Source organism: Citrobacter sp. ABFQG, from assembly GCF_004322975.1.
Taxonomy (GTDB): domain Bacteria; phylum Pseudomonadota; class Gammaproteobacteria; order Enterobacterales; family Enterobacteriaceae; genus Citrobacter; species Citrobacter freundii.
Window position 1 is genome coordinate 4,157,809 of record NZ_CP036435.1, and the last position, 14,159, is coordinate 4,171,967.

The window sequence follows — 14,159 nt, forward strand, 5'->3', positions numbered from 1 at the left end:
AGCATAGCGCCACCGGGCGATAAACCTGCAAATTAACCTATCAGGCAGATTCCGCCAGAGCAAGTTCCTCTTCACGCGTTTCAATACGCTGGTCACCGTTATACAGACGCGCATTTTGCAGCCCGACAAACAGCCGCTCGCCGCGGCTTGGGGAATCATCGCCCTGCATGATGACCGTCAGCGGTTCGTTATACCACCCCAGCGGTTGCACAACTAATTGGGTGTAGTGTCCTTTCGGGCTGGCTTCCAGTACCTGTACCGGCAACGGCGAATCCAGGCTGGTACGACGGCTGACGTCCACTTCCCACGGACGCAGAAACAGATCCACCGGTCCCTGATAACCAGGCGTATAACCCAGCGGCCAGCGGTGTGCGCCCACGTGGAATTGTCCACCGCGAATCGTCCCCTGCAGGCGGTTAACTTCCCCCATAAACTCCAGCACAAAACGGGTAGCCGGTTCGCGCCAGACTTGATCCGGCGCATCAGCCTGCTCGATATGACCCTGACTCATCACCACCACGCGATCGGCAACTTCCGTCGCTTCTTCCTGGTCGTGGGTAACAAACACGCTGGTGAACTTCAGCTCTTCATGCAGCTGACGCAGCCAACGACGCAGCTCTTTACGTACCTGCGCATCGAGCGCGCCAAACGGCTCGTCGAGCAGCAGAATCTGCGGCTCTACCGCCAGCGCACGCGCCAACGCCACACGCTGCTTTTGCCCACCAGAAAGCTGCGCCGGGAAGCGGTCCGCCAGATGAGCCAATTGAACCATCTCCAGCAGTTTGGTGACTTTTGCTTTGATGGCCGCCGCATTCGGGCGCTCACGCCGTGGCAGGACCGTCAGACCAAACGCGATATTGTCGAAAACGGTCATATGACGAAACAGCGCATAGTGCTGGAATACGAATCCCACTTTACGGTCGCGAGCATGCAAACGACTGACGTCGGTGCCGTGAAAACGGATATGCCCGCTGGACTGATGCTCCAACCCGGCAATAATGCGCAGCAGCGTGGTTTTGCCCGAGCCGGATGGCCCCAGCAGCGCGACCATCTGACCTGAAGGAATATCCAGCGAGATATCGTTCAGCACCTGGGTGCGACCAAAAGACTTCTTAATATTGGCAATCTCAATGCTCATGATTTTCCTCCTGCTGCGCGCGTTTCTCCTGGTTCTCCAGACGCCATTGCAACATGCTCTTCAAAAACAGGGTAATAATCGCCATCAGCGTTAATAGCGCCGCGGCGGTAAAAGAGCCGACCGTGTTGTAGTCCTGCTCCAGTAATTCAATTTGTAGCGGTAGCGATAGGGTTTCGCCGCGAATCGAGCCGGAAACCACCGACACCGCGCCAAACTCGCCAATCGCACGGGCGTTGGTCAGCACCACGCCGTACAGCAATGCCCAACGGATATTTGGCAGCGTAACGCGCCGGAACATCTGCCAGCCTGACGCGCCCAGCAACACAGCCGCTTCATCTTCATTGCTGCCCTGGCTTAACATCACCGGCACCAACTCTCGCACCACAAACGGACAGGTCACGAATACCGTCACCAGCACCATCCCCGGCCAGGCAAACATAATTTGCAGGTTATGCTCATCCAGCCATCCACCCAGCGGACCGTTAGAGCCGTAAAACAGCAGATACACCAGGCCGGCAACCACCGGCGAGACGGCAAACGGAATATCCAGTAACGTCAGCAACAACTGGCGTCCTGGGAAGTTAAAACGGGTCACCAGCCAGGCCAGCAACACACCAAACACCAGGTTCACCGGCACCGCAATCAGCGCAATCAGCACCGTCAGCCAGATGGCATGCAGCATGTCCGGGTCCGCCAGGTTCTGTAATACCGGCATTAATCCCTTGCTGAACGCCTGCACGAAGATGTAAATCATCGGCACCAGCAAAATAAACGCGGAGACCAGCATGCCCGTGCCGATCAGAAACCATTTACCCCAGTTGATGCGGGGTGCGCCATAGCGTTTCAATTGGGTAATGTCTGCCATCAGTGACCTACCACACGTCGACCAAAGCGACTTTGCAGGGTGTTAATTGAAAACAGCAGCAACAACGAAGCCCCGAGGATCACAGAAGCAATCGCGCTGGCGGCCGGGTAGTCAAACTCCTGCAAGCGAACAAAAATCATCAGCGAGGTTACTTCCGTTTTCCATGCGATGTTCCCAGCGATAAAGATAACCGCGCCAAACTCACCGAGGCTTCGGGTAAACGAAAGCGCAACGCCCGCCACCAGCGCGGGGGACAGCTCCGGCAGCACCACTTTACGGAAACTCTGCCAGCGCGTAGCACCGAGCGTTTCTGCGGCTTCTTCATATTCGGGACCTAATTCTTCCAGCACCGGCTGGACGGTACGCACCACAAACGGAATGCTGGTAAACGCCATCGCCACCGCGATACCAAGCCAGGTGTAGGTCACCTTGATATCCAGCTTCGCCAGCCACTCGCCGTAGAAGCCATTAACCGAAAACAGCGACGCCAGCGTCAGACCCGCCACCGCTGTAGGCAGCGCAAACGGCAGATCCATCAGTGCATCCAACAGCGTACGGCCCGGAAAGCGATAGCGGGTTAAGATCCACGCCATCAGCAAACCGAACACGCCGTTAAAAATCGACGCCACAAACGCCGACAGCAGCGTCACTTTATAAGCCGCCACCACCTGCGGATTGGTAATCACATCCCAGTATTGCGCCCAGCTCATTTGCGCCAGTTGCATCACCAGCGCGCTCAGCGGCAGCAGCAATATCAGGCAGACAAACAGTAAGCTTGTACCCAGGCTCAAAGTGAAGCCGGGCAGCACGCGTCGGGAAGAAACAGCAAACATTTACTTACGCCCCGCCGCCAGCAGTTTGTCCAGCTCTCCACCGCTGACAAAGTGTGTTTTCATCACTTCAGGCCACGAACCAAACTTATCTTCCACACGGAACAATTCGGTCTGCGGGAATTTATCTTGCTGTTTGTCCATCACCTGCGGGTTATTCACGCGGTAGTAGAAATCGGTAATAATGGTTTGCGCCTGCGGGCTGTACAGCCAGGTCAGGTACGCTTTAGCTGCTTTTTCAGTACCGTTGGCTTGCACATTTTTATCTACCCAGGCCACCGGGAATTCGGCGAGGATATTGGTTTTCGGGATAACCACTTCAAAACCCTGCGCTTCATACTGTTTACGAATGTTGTTCACTTCTGATTCGAAGCTGATCAGCACATCGCCCAGACCGCGCTCTGCAAAGGTGGTGGTAGCACCGCGACCGCCGGTATCAAACACTTCGACGTTTTTCAGAAACTGGGTCATAAACTGTTCGGTTTTGGTTTTATCACCACCGTCAGCTTTATCCGCAGCACCCCACGCCGCCAGATAGGTATAGCGCGCGTTACCGGAGGTTTTTGGGTTCGGGAAAATCAGTTTCACATCAGAACGCACAAGGTCATTCCAGTCATGAATGTTTTTCGGGTTCCCCTTACGCACCAGGAAACCCATGGTGGAATAGAACGGCGAGCTGTTATTCGGCAGGCGGCTTTGCCAGTCGGCGGGGATCAGTTTGCCTTTGTCATGCAGGATCTGCACGTCGGTGACCTGGTTATAGGTCACCACATCGGCTTTCAGCCCCTGCAGAATCGCCAGAGCCTGTTTTGATGACCCGGCATGAGATTGTTTAATCGTCAGTTTGTCACCGCCGTTATCCTTAGCCCATTGCTGTTCAAACGGTGGATTAAGGGCGGCAAAAAGCTCACGGGAAACATCGTATGAACTGTTCAGCAGTTCCGTTGCCTGCGCCTGCCCCACCAGCAACAGCATGGCTGCCAGCGTCAGTGTTCTTTTTTTCAGTAAGTTAACGGCCATTGCGCACCCTTATAAATTTAATGACTTTCTTATGGTCATCATATTTATAACCAGTGCTAAAGGAGTAACGGTTTTATATACCGTTTGATGATTTGAAAGTTGAAAAGAGAATAAGAGAATCCCTCCCCACACGAGTGAGGAGGAGACCGGCATCAATCAGACGCCGACGCTAACGCTTTCTGGCAGGGTGCTACCGCCATCAATCACGTTTTGCGTGCCAGTTAAGTAACTGGACTCATCCGACGCCAGGAACGCCGCCAGTTCACCGACCTCAAGCGGACAGGCCAGACGACGCATCGGGATCGCTTTCGCCATTTCGACTAAAACGGATTCAGGATCTTCCGGGTTAGATTGACGCGCAATGCTTTCCGCCATCGGCGTACGAACGTAGCCTGGGCAAATGGCATTAACGCGAATGCCTGACTGCGCATATTCTACCGCCAGGGATTTGGTCAAACCGATGATTGCGGCTTTCGACAGTGCGTAGGCCGTTTCGCCCGGGTCGGCAACCATATCGCCGGTCACCGATGACATCATCACGATGCGCCCGTCTTTGCGCGCAATCATCTCCGGCAGAACGGCTTTCGTCACATTCCAGACGCCTTTAATGTTGATATCAATGTGGAAATCGCGATCTTCATCGCTCATATCAAGGAAGTTGCCGAGGCGGCATACGCCGGCATTGTTCACCAGAATATCGATTTTGCCTTCAATCTGCTTCGCGCGCATCACCGCTTCCTTGACCGACGCAAAATCTCTGACGTCAGCGTGAACGGCTGTGCAACGGTGCCCTCGCCCAGCCAACTCATCCGCCAGTTTTTCAATCTCATCGGAGATATCCAGCAGAATTAAGTTCGCACCATGGCGGGCAAACGTTCTGGCGATACCCTCGCCAATACCCTGAGATGCGCCCGTAATCAATGCTGTTTTGCCCGTGAGTTTTCCCATTTCAATATTCTCCTTTTGAATATGAAGCCTTCGCTTCATTCACGCAGAAGATACAGCAATAACAAATTAGTGCTGAGGAATAGCTCACTAAATCAGGTTAATCTCAGGTAAAAAAATCCCCGACGATGCGGGGATGTCTATTTCGTGGCCGATAACAGGATCAGATCGCCATTACAGCGCCATTAAACGGTCCAGCGACGGTGCAAAGTAATAGCCGCCGGTTACCGGTTTGGTGAAGCGCAGCATTGCATCACGCTTACCGTCGGTGTCACCAAACATGCTCAGCAACTGTTGTTCAATGTTGTGCAGACGGGCGCAGTAGGCGCAGAAATAGAGACCATGCGTGCCGCTGGCAGTGCCGTATGGCAGGCTCTGGCGCACAATTTTCAGCCCTTTACCGTCTTCTTTGAGGTCAACACGGCTCAGGTGAGAGGTGACCGGACGATCATCACCGTCGATCTCTTCGTTGGCTTCCTTGGTTCGGCCAATCATCATTTCCTGGTCATGGATGCTCATGCGATTAAGCTGCTTCAGGTTATGTTCCCAACGCTGCACAAACACATAGCTGCCACCGGCATCCACACCATCTTTGATAACGGCGACTTCACGGCGCGTTTCTTCGCCTGCCGGGTTTTCCGTACCGTCAACAAAGCCGCTGAGATCGCGCTCTTCGACCCAACGGAAACCGTGGATTTCTTCTTTGACTTCAATACAGTCGCCAAATGCTTCCATTGCCGCCTGCGCAACGGAGAAATTCACGTCATGACGCAAAGAGAGAATATGGATCAACACGTCATATTGGGTTGCAGGTGCCAGACCTTTACCGTAAGGGATAAAGTCTTTTAACTCTTCCGCACCGACGCCGCCGCTCAATGCACGCCAGGTGTTGTTGCCAAAAGCGACAACCGCGCCCAGATGCGCATCCGGGAACTTAGCTTCAAAGGTCGCCAGCTTATCGGCGAAGGTTTTGCTGGCCGCACGCAGGGCCTCAACGTCGCCTTTAACATTGGCTTCAATCCAAATCGCCGCACGGCAATGTTCTGGCAAAATGCCACTCTGAACCTGAGACATTGTTCCTCCTGAAAAAAAGATGCCACGACATCGTGGCATTGATTGGCGCTATTCTACCTGTTTTTTTAACAAGCCGATTTGTTCAGACGCAAATTAACGCCGCCAGATAATTTTGCTTACTTTCCACGCTTTCAGCGTGTCGTCAGACGGCATTATATCCTCAGGCCCGCTCCATTCACCGGAAAAAATATAGCTAATATGTTGACTTCCTTCAGCTTTACACTCAACGCCCGCGCTGTCATCGCCGGTTGCCTTTTGGCAATTACCGAAAGCTTTAGTGTAAAGGTCGCTAAACGGTGTACCGATTTCGACACCCGCGACTGACGAAATATCGTGGTCTAACACATCAATACGACTAATGGTTCCCTGGCTGCCATTGATGACTATCGCCAGCTTGTCGTCTTTCATCGCTTCATAGAAGCGCACCACATTTCCGTTATCAGTCTTCATCCCGCTACGCAGGCGGTAATCACCGTCCAGCGCATCAGCAATGGCTTTTTCATCCAGCGGTGTCGCGCCCGTTAACGCTCCGACGCCCTGCTCTGTGACCTGCGTTGAAGAACCAAACCAGTTCCACGGATTAGCGGCAGACCAGTTCACCGAGGACAACGTTGAACACCCGGCCAGTAGCAGCGGCATCGCGCATAAAGTCAAACGCAGTGATTTCATTTCACTTCCTTCCTTATTTATCAACGTTGCTTGGAGTCCGGTTTCCCCAAAAAGTGCCGTTATTCTTTCTCAAGGGAAAAACAGGCGCGCAGACGTTGATTGGTTAACAGCCAGATCAGTGCGACGATATCCGCCACCAGCAGCGCCAGCCCGACACCGTTGAGCGGATCGCCTGTCAGCCACATCACCGGCTGCCAGCACAGCAGCACCAGTTGAGCGAGAATCAATAATCCGCGCAGCCAGCGCCAGATTACCGGAAACGCAAAGCGTCGCCCGCTGAGTAAAAACGCCAACACGGCGGGAACGCCGGGGAGCAAACCCAGCCAGAATGCGTCATGATCGGGATAAAACAGATTCAGCAACGTGTTGCCCTGCTCACGAGAAGAACCGGCTATCACAAACAAAACCCAGGTGCGTGCCTGTAACAACAGTACGCACCAGAAGAGAAAAGGCAGGCGCAGACGCCCATGACCGTCATAGTCGGCCGGATGAAACTCAGTACTCTTCATCTTCAATCAAACGCTTGCCCAGATTGAGTACATCCGCATGTTCATAGCCCAGACGTTCATACATGCCCTGTACGACATCGTTATCGTCACGCACCATGATTTGAATCTTCGGGCAACCGCGGGCAATGAGCTTTTTCTCCAACCGGTTGAGTAGCGCATTAGCGATACCGCGACCGCGAAACTCAGGATGCACGCCCAGGTAATAGGCGGAACCGCGATGCCCGTCGTATCCGCCCATCACCGTACCGACCACCTCACCGTTCACTTCAGCGACGAGGAACAAGCTGACGTCATGATTGACTTTACGTTCGATGTCCATTTCAGGGTCGTTCCATGGACGCAGCAAATCACAACGCTCCCAGAGGGTGATCACCTCTTCGAAATCTTCCTGGCGAAAAACGCGTATTTCCATGGTATTGGTTACCTTTTCAGGACGTTAAAAAGCGATTATGGCGCGAACGGCTGATTTAGCCAATATCTGACGCGAAGCGGCGGAAAAAATGGCATAATACGGAATTGTCACGTATTGAAATGAAAAGTAAAACAATTCTTATCTCGATCCGTCGCAACGGACTACGCGATACGATATAACGTTTAGAACCTTTTTTTTACAACTCAGGCCGTATGAGCACTTTTAAACCACTAAAAACACTCACATCGCGCCGCCAGGTGCTGAAAGCCGGGCTGGCCGCCCTGACGCTGTCAGGCATGTCGCAAGCCATCGCTAAAGAAGAAGCGCTAAAGACCAGTAATGGACACAGCAAACCGAAAGCGAAAAAATCAGGCGCTAAGCGTGTTGTTGTTCTTGATCCGGGGCACGGCGGGATTGATACCGGCGCAATTGGTCGCAACGGATCGAAAGAAAAGCACGTGGTGCTGGCGATTGCCAAAAACGTGCGCTCAATCCTACGCAACCAGGGGATTGATGCACGCCTGACCCGCTCCGGCGATACGTTTATTCCGCTCTACGATCGCGTCGAGATCGCCCACAAACATGGCGCAGATCTTTTCATGTCGATTCACGCCGACGGTTTTACCAATCCGAGCGCTGCGGGTGCTTCGGTCTTTGCCTTATCCAATCGCGGTGCCAGTAGCGCCATGGCGAAATATCTGTCCGATCGTGAAAACCGGGCCGATGAAGTCGCCGGGAAGAAGGCCACCGACAAAGATCATTTGTTGCAGCAGGTGCTGTTCGATCTGGTGCAAACTGACACCATTAAAAACAGCCTGACGTTAGGCTCGCATATTCTTAAGAAGATCAAGCCGGTACACCGTCTGCACAGTCGCAGCACGGAACAAGCCGCCTTCGTGGTGCTAAAATCACCTTCGATTCCGTCGGTCCTGGTCGAAACCTCGTTCATCACCAACCCGGAAGAAGAACGATTACTGGGGACGGCTGCGTTTCGTCAGAAAATCGCCACCGCTATCGCCAATGGCATCATCAGCTATTTCCACTGGTTTGATAACCAGAAAGCACACTCGAAGAAACGTTAACCATGAAGCCCGATGTACAACGCGTAAAACAGTTCCTGCTCAATCTGCAGGATGAGATTTGTCAGCAGTTATCCACCATAGACGGCACCGAATTTGTTGAGGATAACTGGCAACGCGCAGCGGGCGGTGGCGGGCGCAGTCGAGTGTTGCGTAACGGCGGTATTTTCGAGCAAGCAGGCGTCAACTTCTCTCATGTCCATGGCGATGCAATGCCGGCCTCGGCTACTGCACATCGCCCGGAGCTTGCCGGGCGTAGCTTTGAAGCGATGGGCGTCTCGCTGGTGGTGCATCCGCAGAATCCTTACATTCCGACCAGCCATGCCAACGTACGTTTTTTTATCGCGGAGAAACCGGGCGCCGACCCGGTGTGGTGGTTTGGCGGCGGCTTTGACTTAACGCCCTACTACGGCTTTGATGAGGATGCAGTTCACTGGCACCGCACGGCGCGGGATCTATGCCAGCCGTTCGGCGAAGATGTTTATCCCCGTTACAAAAAGTGGTGCGATGACTACTTCTTCCTCAAGCACCGCAACGAGCAGCGCGGCATTGGCGGGCTGTTCTTCGATGATTTGAATACGCCAGATTTCGAGCACTGCTTCGCCTTTATGCAGGCTGTTGGAAAGGGTTATACCGAGGCGTATTTGCCCATCGTCGAGCGCCGCAAAGCAATGAGCTGGGGCGAGCGTGAACGCAATTTTCAGCTTTATCGTCGCGGACGCTATGTGGAATTTAACCTGGTGTGGGATCGCGGCACATTATTTGGTTTGCAAACCGGCGGGCGCACGGAATCGATTCTGATGTCGATGCCGCCGCTGGTACGCTGGGAGTATGACTGGCAGCCAGAAGCGAACAGCCCGGAAGCCGCCCTTAGCGAGTTTATTCAGGTCCGCGACTGGGTGTAATGGCCTGATAGCGACACAATTCGTAGGCCGGATAAGACGCAAGGCGTCGCCATCCGGCAGCGCAGCAAGCACAATTGCCTGATGGCGGCTAACGCCTTATCAGGCCTACTCAAGCTATACCATCACGCCCACTGGCGCATACGCTGATGCAGCGTCAACGACGGTTTCTCCGCAAACAGTTGCTGGTAGTCGGTAGCAAACTGCCCTAAATGCCAGAATCCCCACTGCATGGCGGCGTCTTTCACCGTCGCACTCTGCGACCACGGGCTTATCAACTCACGGCGCACGGCGTTCAGGCGAATACGTTTCAACCAGGCATTGGGGCCAATACCGAGGATCGCGTGAAAGGCGTTTTGCAACGTCCGGCGGCTAACGTGCAGTTGATTGCATAAGTCGAGCACAGTCAGCGGCTCTGACATATTTTCCAGCACATATTCGCGCGCACGCGACAGCAAGCGACGATAGCTCTGATGGCTGATGCTCTCCGCAGTCATAATCGGCTGCGCTTCTTCCAGCATAGTCCCCATCGCCAGCAGCAGGTTATCGCCCAACACTTTGCGTACCGCAGGTTGGCGAAGGTTTTCCGGGTTTTCGCTAAACGTCGCCAGCGCCTGCTGCACAAAGCCCCATAGCGCGGCTTTGTGTTGTTCTTTCACTTCCAGCGCCGACTGGTTGCGCAGCATATGCAACACCCTTTCCGGGTTATGCAGGAAGTTGGCCTGACGAGCAATGGCCTCTTCAGAAATGACGACACCCAGAATGGTGTAGTCATCCGGCGTACTTAGTTCAAACTCCGTCCCGCCTGGGCGGGTGGCAATTTCAGCGTTACCCAAACACTGAGTACCAATAAATCCCTGCTCGCCGCGCGTGGCCGGAATGCCAAACCAAAATGAGTTTGGCCAGACAAGGCATGACTGACGCAGCGCCAGTCCGGTGTATTCACGGAACACCTGAATATCATCGAGCAGGATTTCCGTGAACTCGCCATGAAATTTTCCCGGATGCAGCTGGTCGTAGATCTGCTGCCAGGCTGTAATCGTCAGCGCGTGCTCATACACATCCGTTGTTCGCCGTTGGTGAACGTTGTCCACTTCCACTTTCGGCGTCAATTTAACGTCTTCGGGTAATACTTCATGATAAAGATGGTGCAAGTTTGCAGTACGGTTCTTTTTCATGATCTTTTAAGCCGGAAGCTTCAACGAAGCCCCCGGCCCTCCGACAGGTTAATTTTTTAAGCGATAGCGACTACTGCGTTTACGCAACGCTCCGTCAGAAAAGAGCTGTTCCAGCGCATTTCTGGCTTCATCAAGTGACCAGCCAAAGTGGGCAGCCACTTCCCCTGCCGTCATTCCTTGACGGACCGATGTTAACAGCGCCAGCAATTCATCAGAGGATTCAGATGACACAGGTGCTTCCTGCGTCTTCTCTGGGGCCACATCTGACTTCACTTCAGGCTTCTGCTCTGGTTTCTTCGGCTGGCGTTTAAAACCGCCGATCAGCCACTGGGTGTCATCGTCCGGCCGGCCTATTTCCTTACGGCTGATAACATGGCCTGTACGCGCTGCAGCTGCACTGCCAGCATCCAGCGCTGCTCGGCATGCCGCCAGATCGCCTTCCACCACCAGCGTCAGCCGACCAGGATCGAGCACTTCGTGGCTAAGCAGGCGCACATTCGCGGCTTTCAGCATGGCATCGGCCGCGTCCACGGCAGCCACCATGCCATCCACTTCCAGTAATCCCAGTGCATTGATCATCACTACCTCTCTTACGCGCGCTGGATTGGATTACGGGCAATATCCAGAACGGCATCGGCAAAGGCGTTACATGCGGCTTTACAAGCGGCCTGGCTACCGGTCAAAAACGCTGCTGAATAGTTGGTTTCTGACGGCGGTGGTACATAGGTTACCAGTTGTACATCGGCAGATTTCAGCGCGGCATCAATACCAAATGTCGCTTCCAGCGGCGGTGCTACCAGATACGCCATCGGATCGCCCAGTCGGCATCCCGCGGTCGCGGAAAGATACGAACCGGTACGCGAAACCACATGCGCCAGGAAGGCGGTATCTTCTGCGTCATTCGCCCACTGGAATGCCGCACCGCTTTCAATATTGGCCACCATCGCGTCCAGACCCGCGCGAACTTCGGCCGGGTTTGGTCCACCGAGCATAATCAGCACTTCGCCCGAGGTTGGAGAGGGACTGTGCGCCGCACCGGCATACAGCGAGCGGCCATAAACCACTTCCACCATCGCCTGTTTTGTCGCTTCATCTGCGGCAATATACGCCACGTCATCAGAGTCTGCTGTGATGAGTCCGAGGCTACGTATATGTGGCGGTAATTTAAGTTCGCGGGCAAAACCGTCATTTACCGAGGCAATCACACGCATCGCGGTGACTGAAGGTCTAATCAAATCTAATGCTGGCATGATGCCTCCTTAACGGGTCATATTGATGCCGGATGCTTTTTGCTCCAGCATGCGCTTGGCCAAATCCACAATCACCGCCGCCGCTTCAACCGGTGGCGTACCGCCCTGGTGAATGTTCGAGATGCAGGTACGGTCAGCCTCAACGGTGGTTGCCACACGCGGCGAATAGACGGCGTAGCAAGAAAGACTTTCCGACTGGCCGAGGCCCGGACGCTCACCAACCAGCAAGATCACCGCTTTTGCACCCAGCAGTTCGCCGATCTGATCTTCAATTTTCACGCGCCCATAGCGAACAAAGAACGGCGTCCCGACCTTCAATCCGGCCTGTTTTAAGCCCGACAACAACGGCGGCAGGATCTCTTCGTAGTTGGCGGTGATGGCGTCAGTAGACAGACCATCAGAAATAATCACCTGCACATCCGGATTCATTACACACTGTGATTTCAGTGCTTCAATGGCTTCCGCACTCAGACGACGTCCCATGTCCGGGCGCGTCAGATACAGGTTTTTGTCGCTGATTTCCGAGCGCACTTCCAGCAAGCCTTGCGCTTTCACCCACTCTTCCGGGACTTCTTTCAACACTGTGTCTTTTGAACGCGAGTGGTCGGCCAGGAAGCGCAGCAGTGCCTGAGTGCGCGGACGCGGACCGGCACGACCGGTACATACACGCGCGGCGGTGCTGCGGCGCAGTTCGGTCAGCACTTCTGCACGGTGCGGGTTCTCAACGCCAATCCACGCTTTCGCTTCAGCTGAACCTAAGTCCATCGCACAGCTTTCACCGGTCGGCGCGGCGCACTGCGTAGTGCTGCATTTCACTTCCGCTGATGGCGCTTGAACCTGCGGCTCTCCCATTGACGCCATTACGCTGCGTACAATTTCTTCAATCTGTTTTTGATCCATCGTGTGTCATCCCCGCGTCATCAGAAGAACAGTGACGGATCGCCCGCCCGTTTGGTCAGGCGACCGTTTGCCATAATGCCCATGGTTTCCAGCCAGCGTTCAAACTCCGGCGACGGGCGCAGGTTCAGCAACTGGCGCACGGTCGCGGTGTCGTGGAAGGCGGTGGTCTGGTAGTTGAGCATGATGTCGTCACCGAGCGGCATGCCCATGATGTAGTTGCAGCCAGCGGTGGCGAGCAGAATCATCAGGTTTTCATTAAGGTTCTGGTCAGCATCAGCATGGTTGGTGTAACAGCAGTCGCAGCCCATTGAGATGCCGCTCAGTTTGCCCATGAAGTGATCTTCTAAGCCCGCGCGAATAATCTGACGATCGTTGTAGAGATATTCCGGCCCGATAAAGCCCACCACGGTGTTCACCAGGAACGGATCGTAGTGACGCGCCAGCCCGTAGTTACGCGCTTCCATCGTCACCTGATCGGCACCAAAGTTAGCGCCAGCGGAGAGCGCAGACCCTTGCCCGGTTTCAAAGTACAGGCAGTTTTCCCCGGCGATACGGTTGAACTCAGCACCCACTGCACGCGCTTCATCCAGCATGGCCAGCTCAACGCCAAACTCTTTTAAGCCTTTTTCGCTACCGCAGATACTCTGGAAAATCAGCCCGCCCGGCGCACCGCGACGAATCGCTTCAATCTGGGTGGTGACGTGCGCCAGTACGCAGCCCTGGGTCGGAATATTGAACTTGTCGATAACGCCATACACGGTATCGAGCACACGGCTTAAGTTTTCCACGTCATCCGTGACCGGGTTGACACCGATCACCGCATCGCCCGCACCGAAAGACAGTCCTTCATAGATTTGCGCCGCAATACTCTGTACATCGTCACGGGTATCGTTCGGCTGCAAACGGCAGCTAAAGGTGCCCGGTAGACCGATGGTGGTGTTAGCCTTTTTGATCACCGGCATTTTCTTACCGCCGTAGATCAGGTCCGCGTTAGAGCAGATTTTTGCTACCGCAGCGACCACTTCCGACGTTAACCCTTTACGCGTAAACGCAATATCATCAACAGAGGTTTCATCGCTTAGCACGTACTCGCGCAGCTCGCTGATACTCCAGTTTTTGATGCGGTTATAGGCCGTTTCGTTGACGTCATCCTGAATCAGACGCGTCACGCAGTCCTCTTCATAGGAAATCACCGGGTTATTACGGATATCCGCTACCGTCATTTCCGACAATACCTGCTTAGCCGCCACGCGCTCTTGCGAACTGGTTGCAGCGACACCTGCCAGCACATCCCCCGAACGCAGTTCGTTGGCTTTTGCCAGCACCTCTTTAACATCCTTAAACTGATAAACATTGCCGAACAATGTGGTCTTTAGTTTCATAAGTCG

General features: G+C 54.2%; 16 protein-coding genes. 2 read left to right on the forward strand and 14 right to left on the reverse strand.

Features of this window, described 5'->3' with window-relative positions; translation table 11 throughout:
- Positions 1-40 precede the first annotated feature (40 nt).
- From cysA to WN16_RS20555, 9 genes are all read right to left on the reverse strand, one after another.
- Positions 41-1,138 carry a sulfate/thiosulfate ABC transporter ATP-binding protein CysA gene (gene cysA, locus WN16_RS20515; RefSeq protein WP_003847288.1) on the reverse strand — a complete coding sequence of 366 codons (1,098 nt, stop codon included), beginning with the start codon at positions 1,136-1,138 and terminating at the stop codon, positions 41-43.
- The gene (gene cysW, locus WN16_RS20520; protein ID WP_003038064.1) at positions 1,128-2,003 is read right to left on the reverse strand and encodes a sulfate/thiosulfate ABC transporter permease CysW; all 876 of its coding nucleotides are present in this window, start codon (positions 2,001-2,003) and stop codon (positions 1,128-1,130) included. Before cysW ends, cysA begins: the two co-directional genes overlap by 11 nt.
- Positions 2,003-2,836: a sulfate/thiosulfate ABC transporter permease CysT gene (cysT, locus tag WN16_RS20525; protein ID WP_003038061.1), complete on the reverse strand. Its 834-nt coding sequence runs from the start codon at positions 2,834-2,836 to the stop codon at positions 2,003-2,005. Before cysT ends, cysW begins: the two co-directional genes overlap by 1 nt.
- On the reverse strand, positions 2,837-3,853 hold the full coding sequence (gene cysP / locus WN16_RS20530) for a thiosulfate/sulfate ABC transporter substrate-binding protein CysP (RefSeq protein ID WP_003038059.1): 1,017 nt from the start codon (positions 3,851-3,853) through the stop codon (positions 2,837-2,839). It lies immediately after the preceding gene.
- Positions 3,854-4,009: 156 nt separating this feature from the next.
- On the reverse strand, positions 4,010-4,801 hold the full coding sequence (ucpA, locus tag WN16_RS20535; RefSeq protein WP_003038057.1) for an SDR family oxidoreductase UcpA: 792 nt from the start codon (positions 4,799-4,801) through the stop codon (positions 4,010-4,012).
- Positions 4,802-4,972: 171 nt separating this feature from the next.
- A complete protein-coding gene (yfeX, locus tag WN16_RS20540) occupies positions 4,973-5,872 on the reverse strand; it encodes a porphyrinogen peroxidase (protein WP_003838547.1) in 900 nt (299 codons plus the stop codon).
- A gap of 93 nt (positions 5,873-5,965) precedes the next feature.
- Positions 5,966-6,541, reverse strand: a complete 576-nt coding sequence (locus WN16_RS20545; RefSeq protein ID WP_016150735.1) for an RpoE-regulated lipoprotein — start codon at positions 6,539-6,541, stop codon at positions 5,966-5,968.
- Between the two features lie 59 nt (positions 6,542-6,600).
- Positions 6,601-7,050 (reverse strand): DUF2919 domain-containing protein, encoded by a 450-nt coding sequence (locus tag WN16_RS20550; RefSeq protein ID WP_003038050.1) that lies wholly within the window; start codon positions 7,048-7,050, stop codon positions 6,601-6,603.
- Entirely contained in the window at positions 7,037-7,462 is a 426-nt protein-coding gene (locus tag WN16_RS20555; protein ID WP_003038048.1) for a GNAT family acetyltransferase, read from the reverse strand. Before WN16_RS20555 ends, WN16_RS20550 begins: the two co-directional genes overlap by 14 nt.
- A 212-nt stretch (positions 7,463-7,674) precedes the next feature.
- On the opposite strand from WN16_RS20555, the gene amiA reads away from it, so the two are divergent.
- Both amiA and hemF read left to right on the forward strand, forming a co-directional pair.
- Positions 7,675-8,544, forward strand: coding sequence for an N-acetylmuramoyl-L-alanine amidase AmiA (gene amiA, locus WN16_RS20560; protein ID WP_003038046.1), 870 nt, complete (start codon positions 7,675-7,677; stop codon positions 8,542-8,544).
- 2 nt (positions 8,545-8,546) lie between these two features.
- Complete coding sequence (gene hemF, locus WN16_RS20565) at positions 8,547-9,446, forward strand: oxygen-dependent coproporphyrinogen oxidase (protein WP_003038044.1); 900 nt, start codon at positions 8,547-8,549, stop codon at positions 9,444-9,446.
- Between the two features lie 122 nt (positions 9,447-9,568).
- Here hemF and eutR read toward each other — a convergent pair whose 3' ends face one another.
- Genes eutR through eutB form a run of 5 tightly spaced genes read right to left on the reverse strand, consistent with a single transcriptional unit; the run spans position 9,569 to position 14,153 of the window.
- Positions 9,569-10,621: an HTH-type transcriptional regulator EutR gene (gene eutR / locus WN16_RS20570; RefSeq protein WP_003038041.1), complete on the reverse strand. Its 1,053-nt coding sequence runs from the start codon at positions 10,619-10,621 to the stop codon at positions 9,569-9,571.
- Positions 10,622-10,669: 48 nt separating this feature from the next.
- The gene (gene eutK / locus WN16_RS20575; RefSeq protein WP_044701758.1) at positions 10,670-11,200 is read right to left on the reverse strand and encodes an ethanolamine utilization microcompartment protein EutK; all 531 of its coding nucleotides are present in this window, start codon (positions 11,198-11,200) and stop codon (positions 10,670-10,672) included.
- 11 nt (positions 11,201-11,211) lie between these two features.
- Complete coding sequence (gene eutL, locus WN16_RS20580; RefSeq protein ID WP_003838537.1) at positions 11,212-11,871, reverse strand: ethanolamine utilization microcompartment protein EutL; 660 nt, start codon at positions 11,869-11,871, stop codon at positions 11,212-11,214.
- A gap of 9 nt (positions 11,872-11,880) precedes the next feature.
- Positions 11,881-12,771, reverse strand: coding sequence for an ethanolamine ammonia-lyase subunit EutC (gene eutC, locus WN16_RS20585; RefSeq protein ID WP_003038033.1), 891 nt, complete (start codon positions 12,769-12,771; stop codon positions 11,881-11,883).
- Between the two features lie 20 nt (positions 12,772-12,791).
- A complete protein-coding gene (gene eutB / locus WN16_RS20590; RefSeq protein ID WP_003038029.1) occupies positions 12,792-14,153 on the reverse strand; it encodes an ethanolamine ammonia-lyase subunit alpha in 1,362 nt (453 codons plus the stop codon).
- Between the last annotated feature and the right edge of the window lie 6 nt (positions 14,154-14,159).

What these genes read in the sequence shown, in the direction of transcription:
- cysA (WP_003847288.1), bottom strand. Translation starts at nt 1,138, where the DNA reads ATGAGCATTGAGATTGCCAATATTAAGAAGTCTTTTGGTCGCACCCAG.
- cysW (WP_003038064.1), bottom strand. Translation starts at nt 2,003, where the DNA reads ATGGCAGACATTACCCAATTGAAACGCTATGGCGCACCCCGCATCAAC.
- cysT (WP_003038061.1), bottom strand. Translation starts at nt 2,836, where the DNA reads ATGTTTGCTGTTTCTTCCCGACGCGTGCTGCCCGGCTTCACTTTGAGC.
- cysP (WP_003038059.1), bottom strand. Translation starts at nt 3,853, where the DNA reads ATGGCCGTTAACTTACTGAAAAAAAGAACACTGACGCTGGCAGCCATG.
- ucpA (WP_003038057.1), bottom strand. Translation starts at nt 4,801, where the DNA reads ATGGGAAAACTCACGGGCAAAACAGCATTGATTACGGGCGCATCTCAG.
- yfeX (WP_003838547.1), bottom strand. Translation starts at nt 5,872, where the DNA reads ATGTCTCAGGTTCAGAGTGGCATTTTGCCAGAACATTGCCGTGCGGCG.
- WN16_RS20545 (WP_016150735.1), bottom strand. Translation starts at nt 6,541, where the DNA reads ATGAAATCACTGCGTTTGACTTTATGCGCGATGCCGCTGCTACTGGCC.
- WN16_RS20550 (WP_003038050.1), bottom strand. Translation starts at nt 7,050, where the DNA reads ATGAAGAGTACTGAGTTTCATCCGGCCGACTATGACGGTCATGGGCGT.
- WN16_RS20555 (WP_003038048.1), bottom strand. Translation starts at nt 7,462, where the DNA reads ATGGAAATACGCGTTTTTCGCCAGGAAGATTTCGAAGAGGTGATCACC.
- amiA (WP_003038046.1), top strand. Translation starts at nt 7,675, where the DNA reads ATGAGCACTTTTAAACCACTAAAAACACTCACATCGCGCCGCCAGGTG.
- hemF (WP_003038044.1), top strand. Translation starts at nt 8,547, where the DNA reads ATGAAGCCCGATGTACAACGCGTAAAACAGTTCCTGCTCAATCTGCAG.
- eutR (WP_003038041.1), bottom strand. Translation starts at nt 10,621, where the DNA reads ATGAAAAAGAACCGTACTGCAAACTTGCACCATCTTTATCATGAAGTA.
- eutK (WP_044701758.1), bottom strand. Translation starts at nt 11,200, where the DNA reads ATGATCAATGCACTGGGATTACTGGAAGTGGATGGCATGGTGGCTGCC.
- eutL (WP_003838537.1), bottom strand. Translation starts at nt 11,871, where the DNA reads ATGCCAGCATTAGATTTGATTAGACCTTCAGTCACCGCGATGCGTGTG.
- eutC (WP_003038033.1), bottom strand. Translation starts at nt 12,771, where the DNA reads ATGGATCAAAAACAGATTGAAGAAATTGTACGCAGCGTAATGGCGTCA.
- eutB (WP_003038029.1), bottom strand. Translation starts at nt 14,153, where the DNA reads ATGAAACTAAAGACCACATTGTTCGGCAATGTTTATCAGTTTAAGGAT.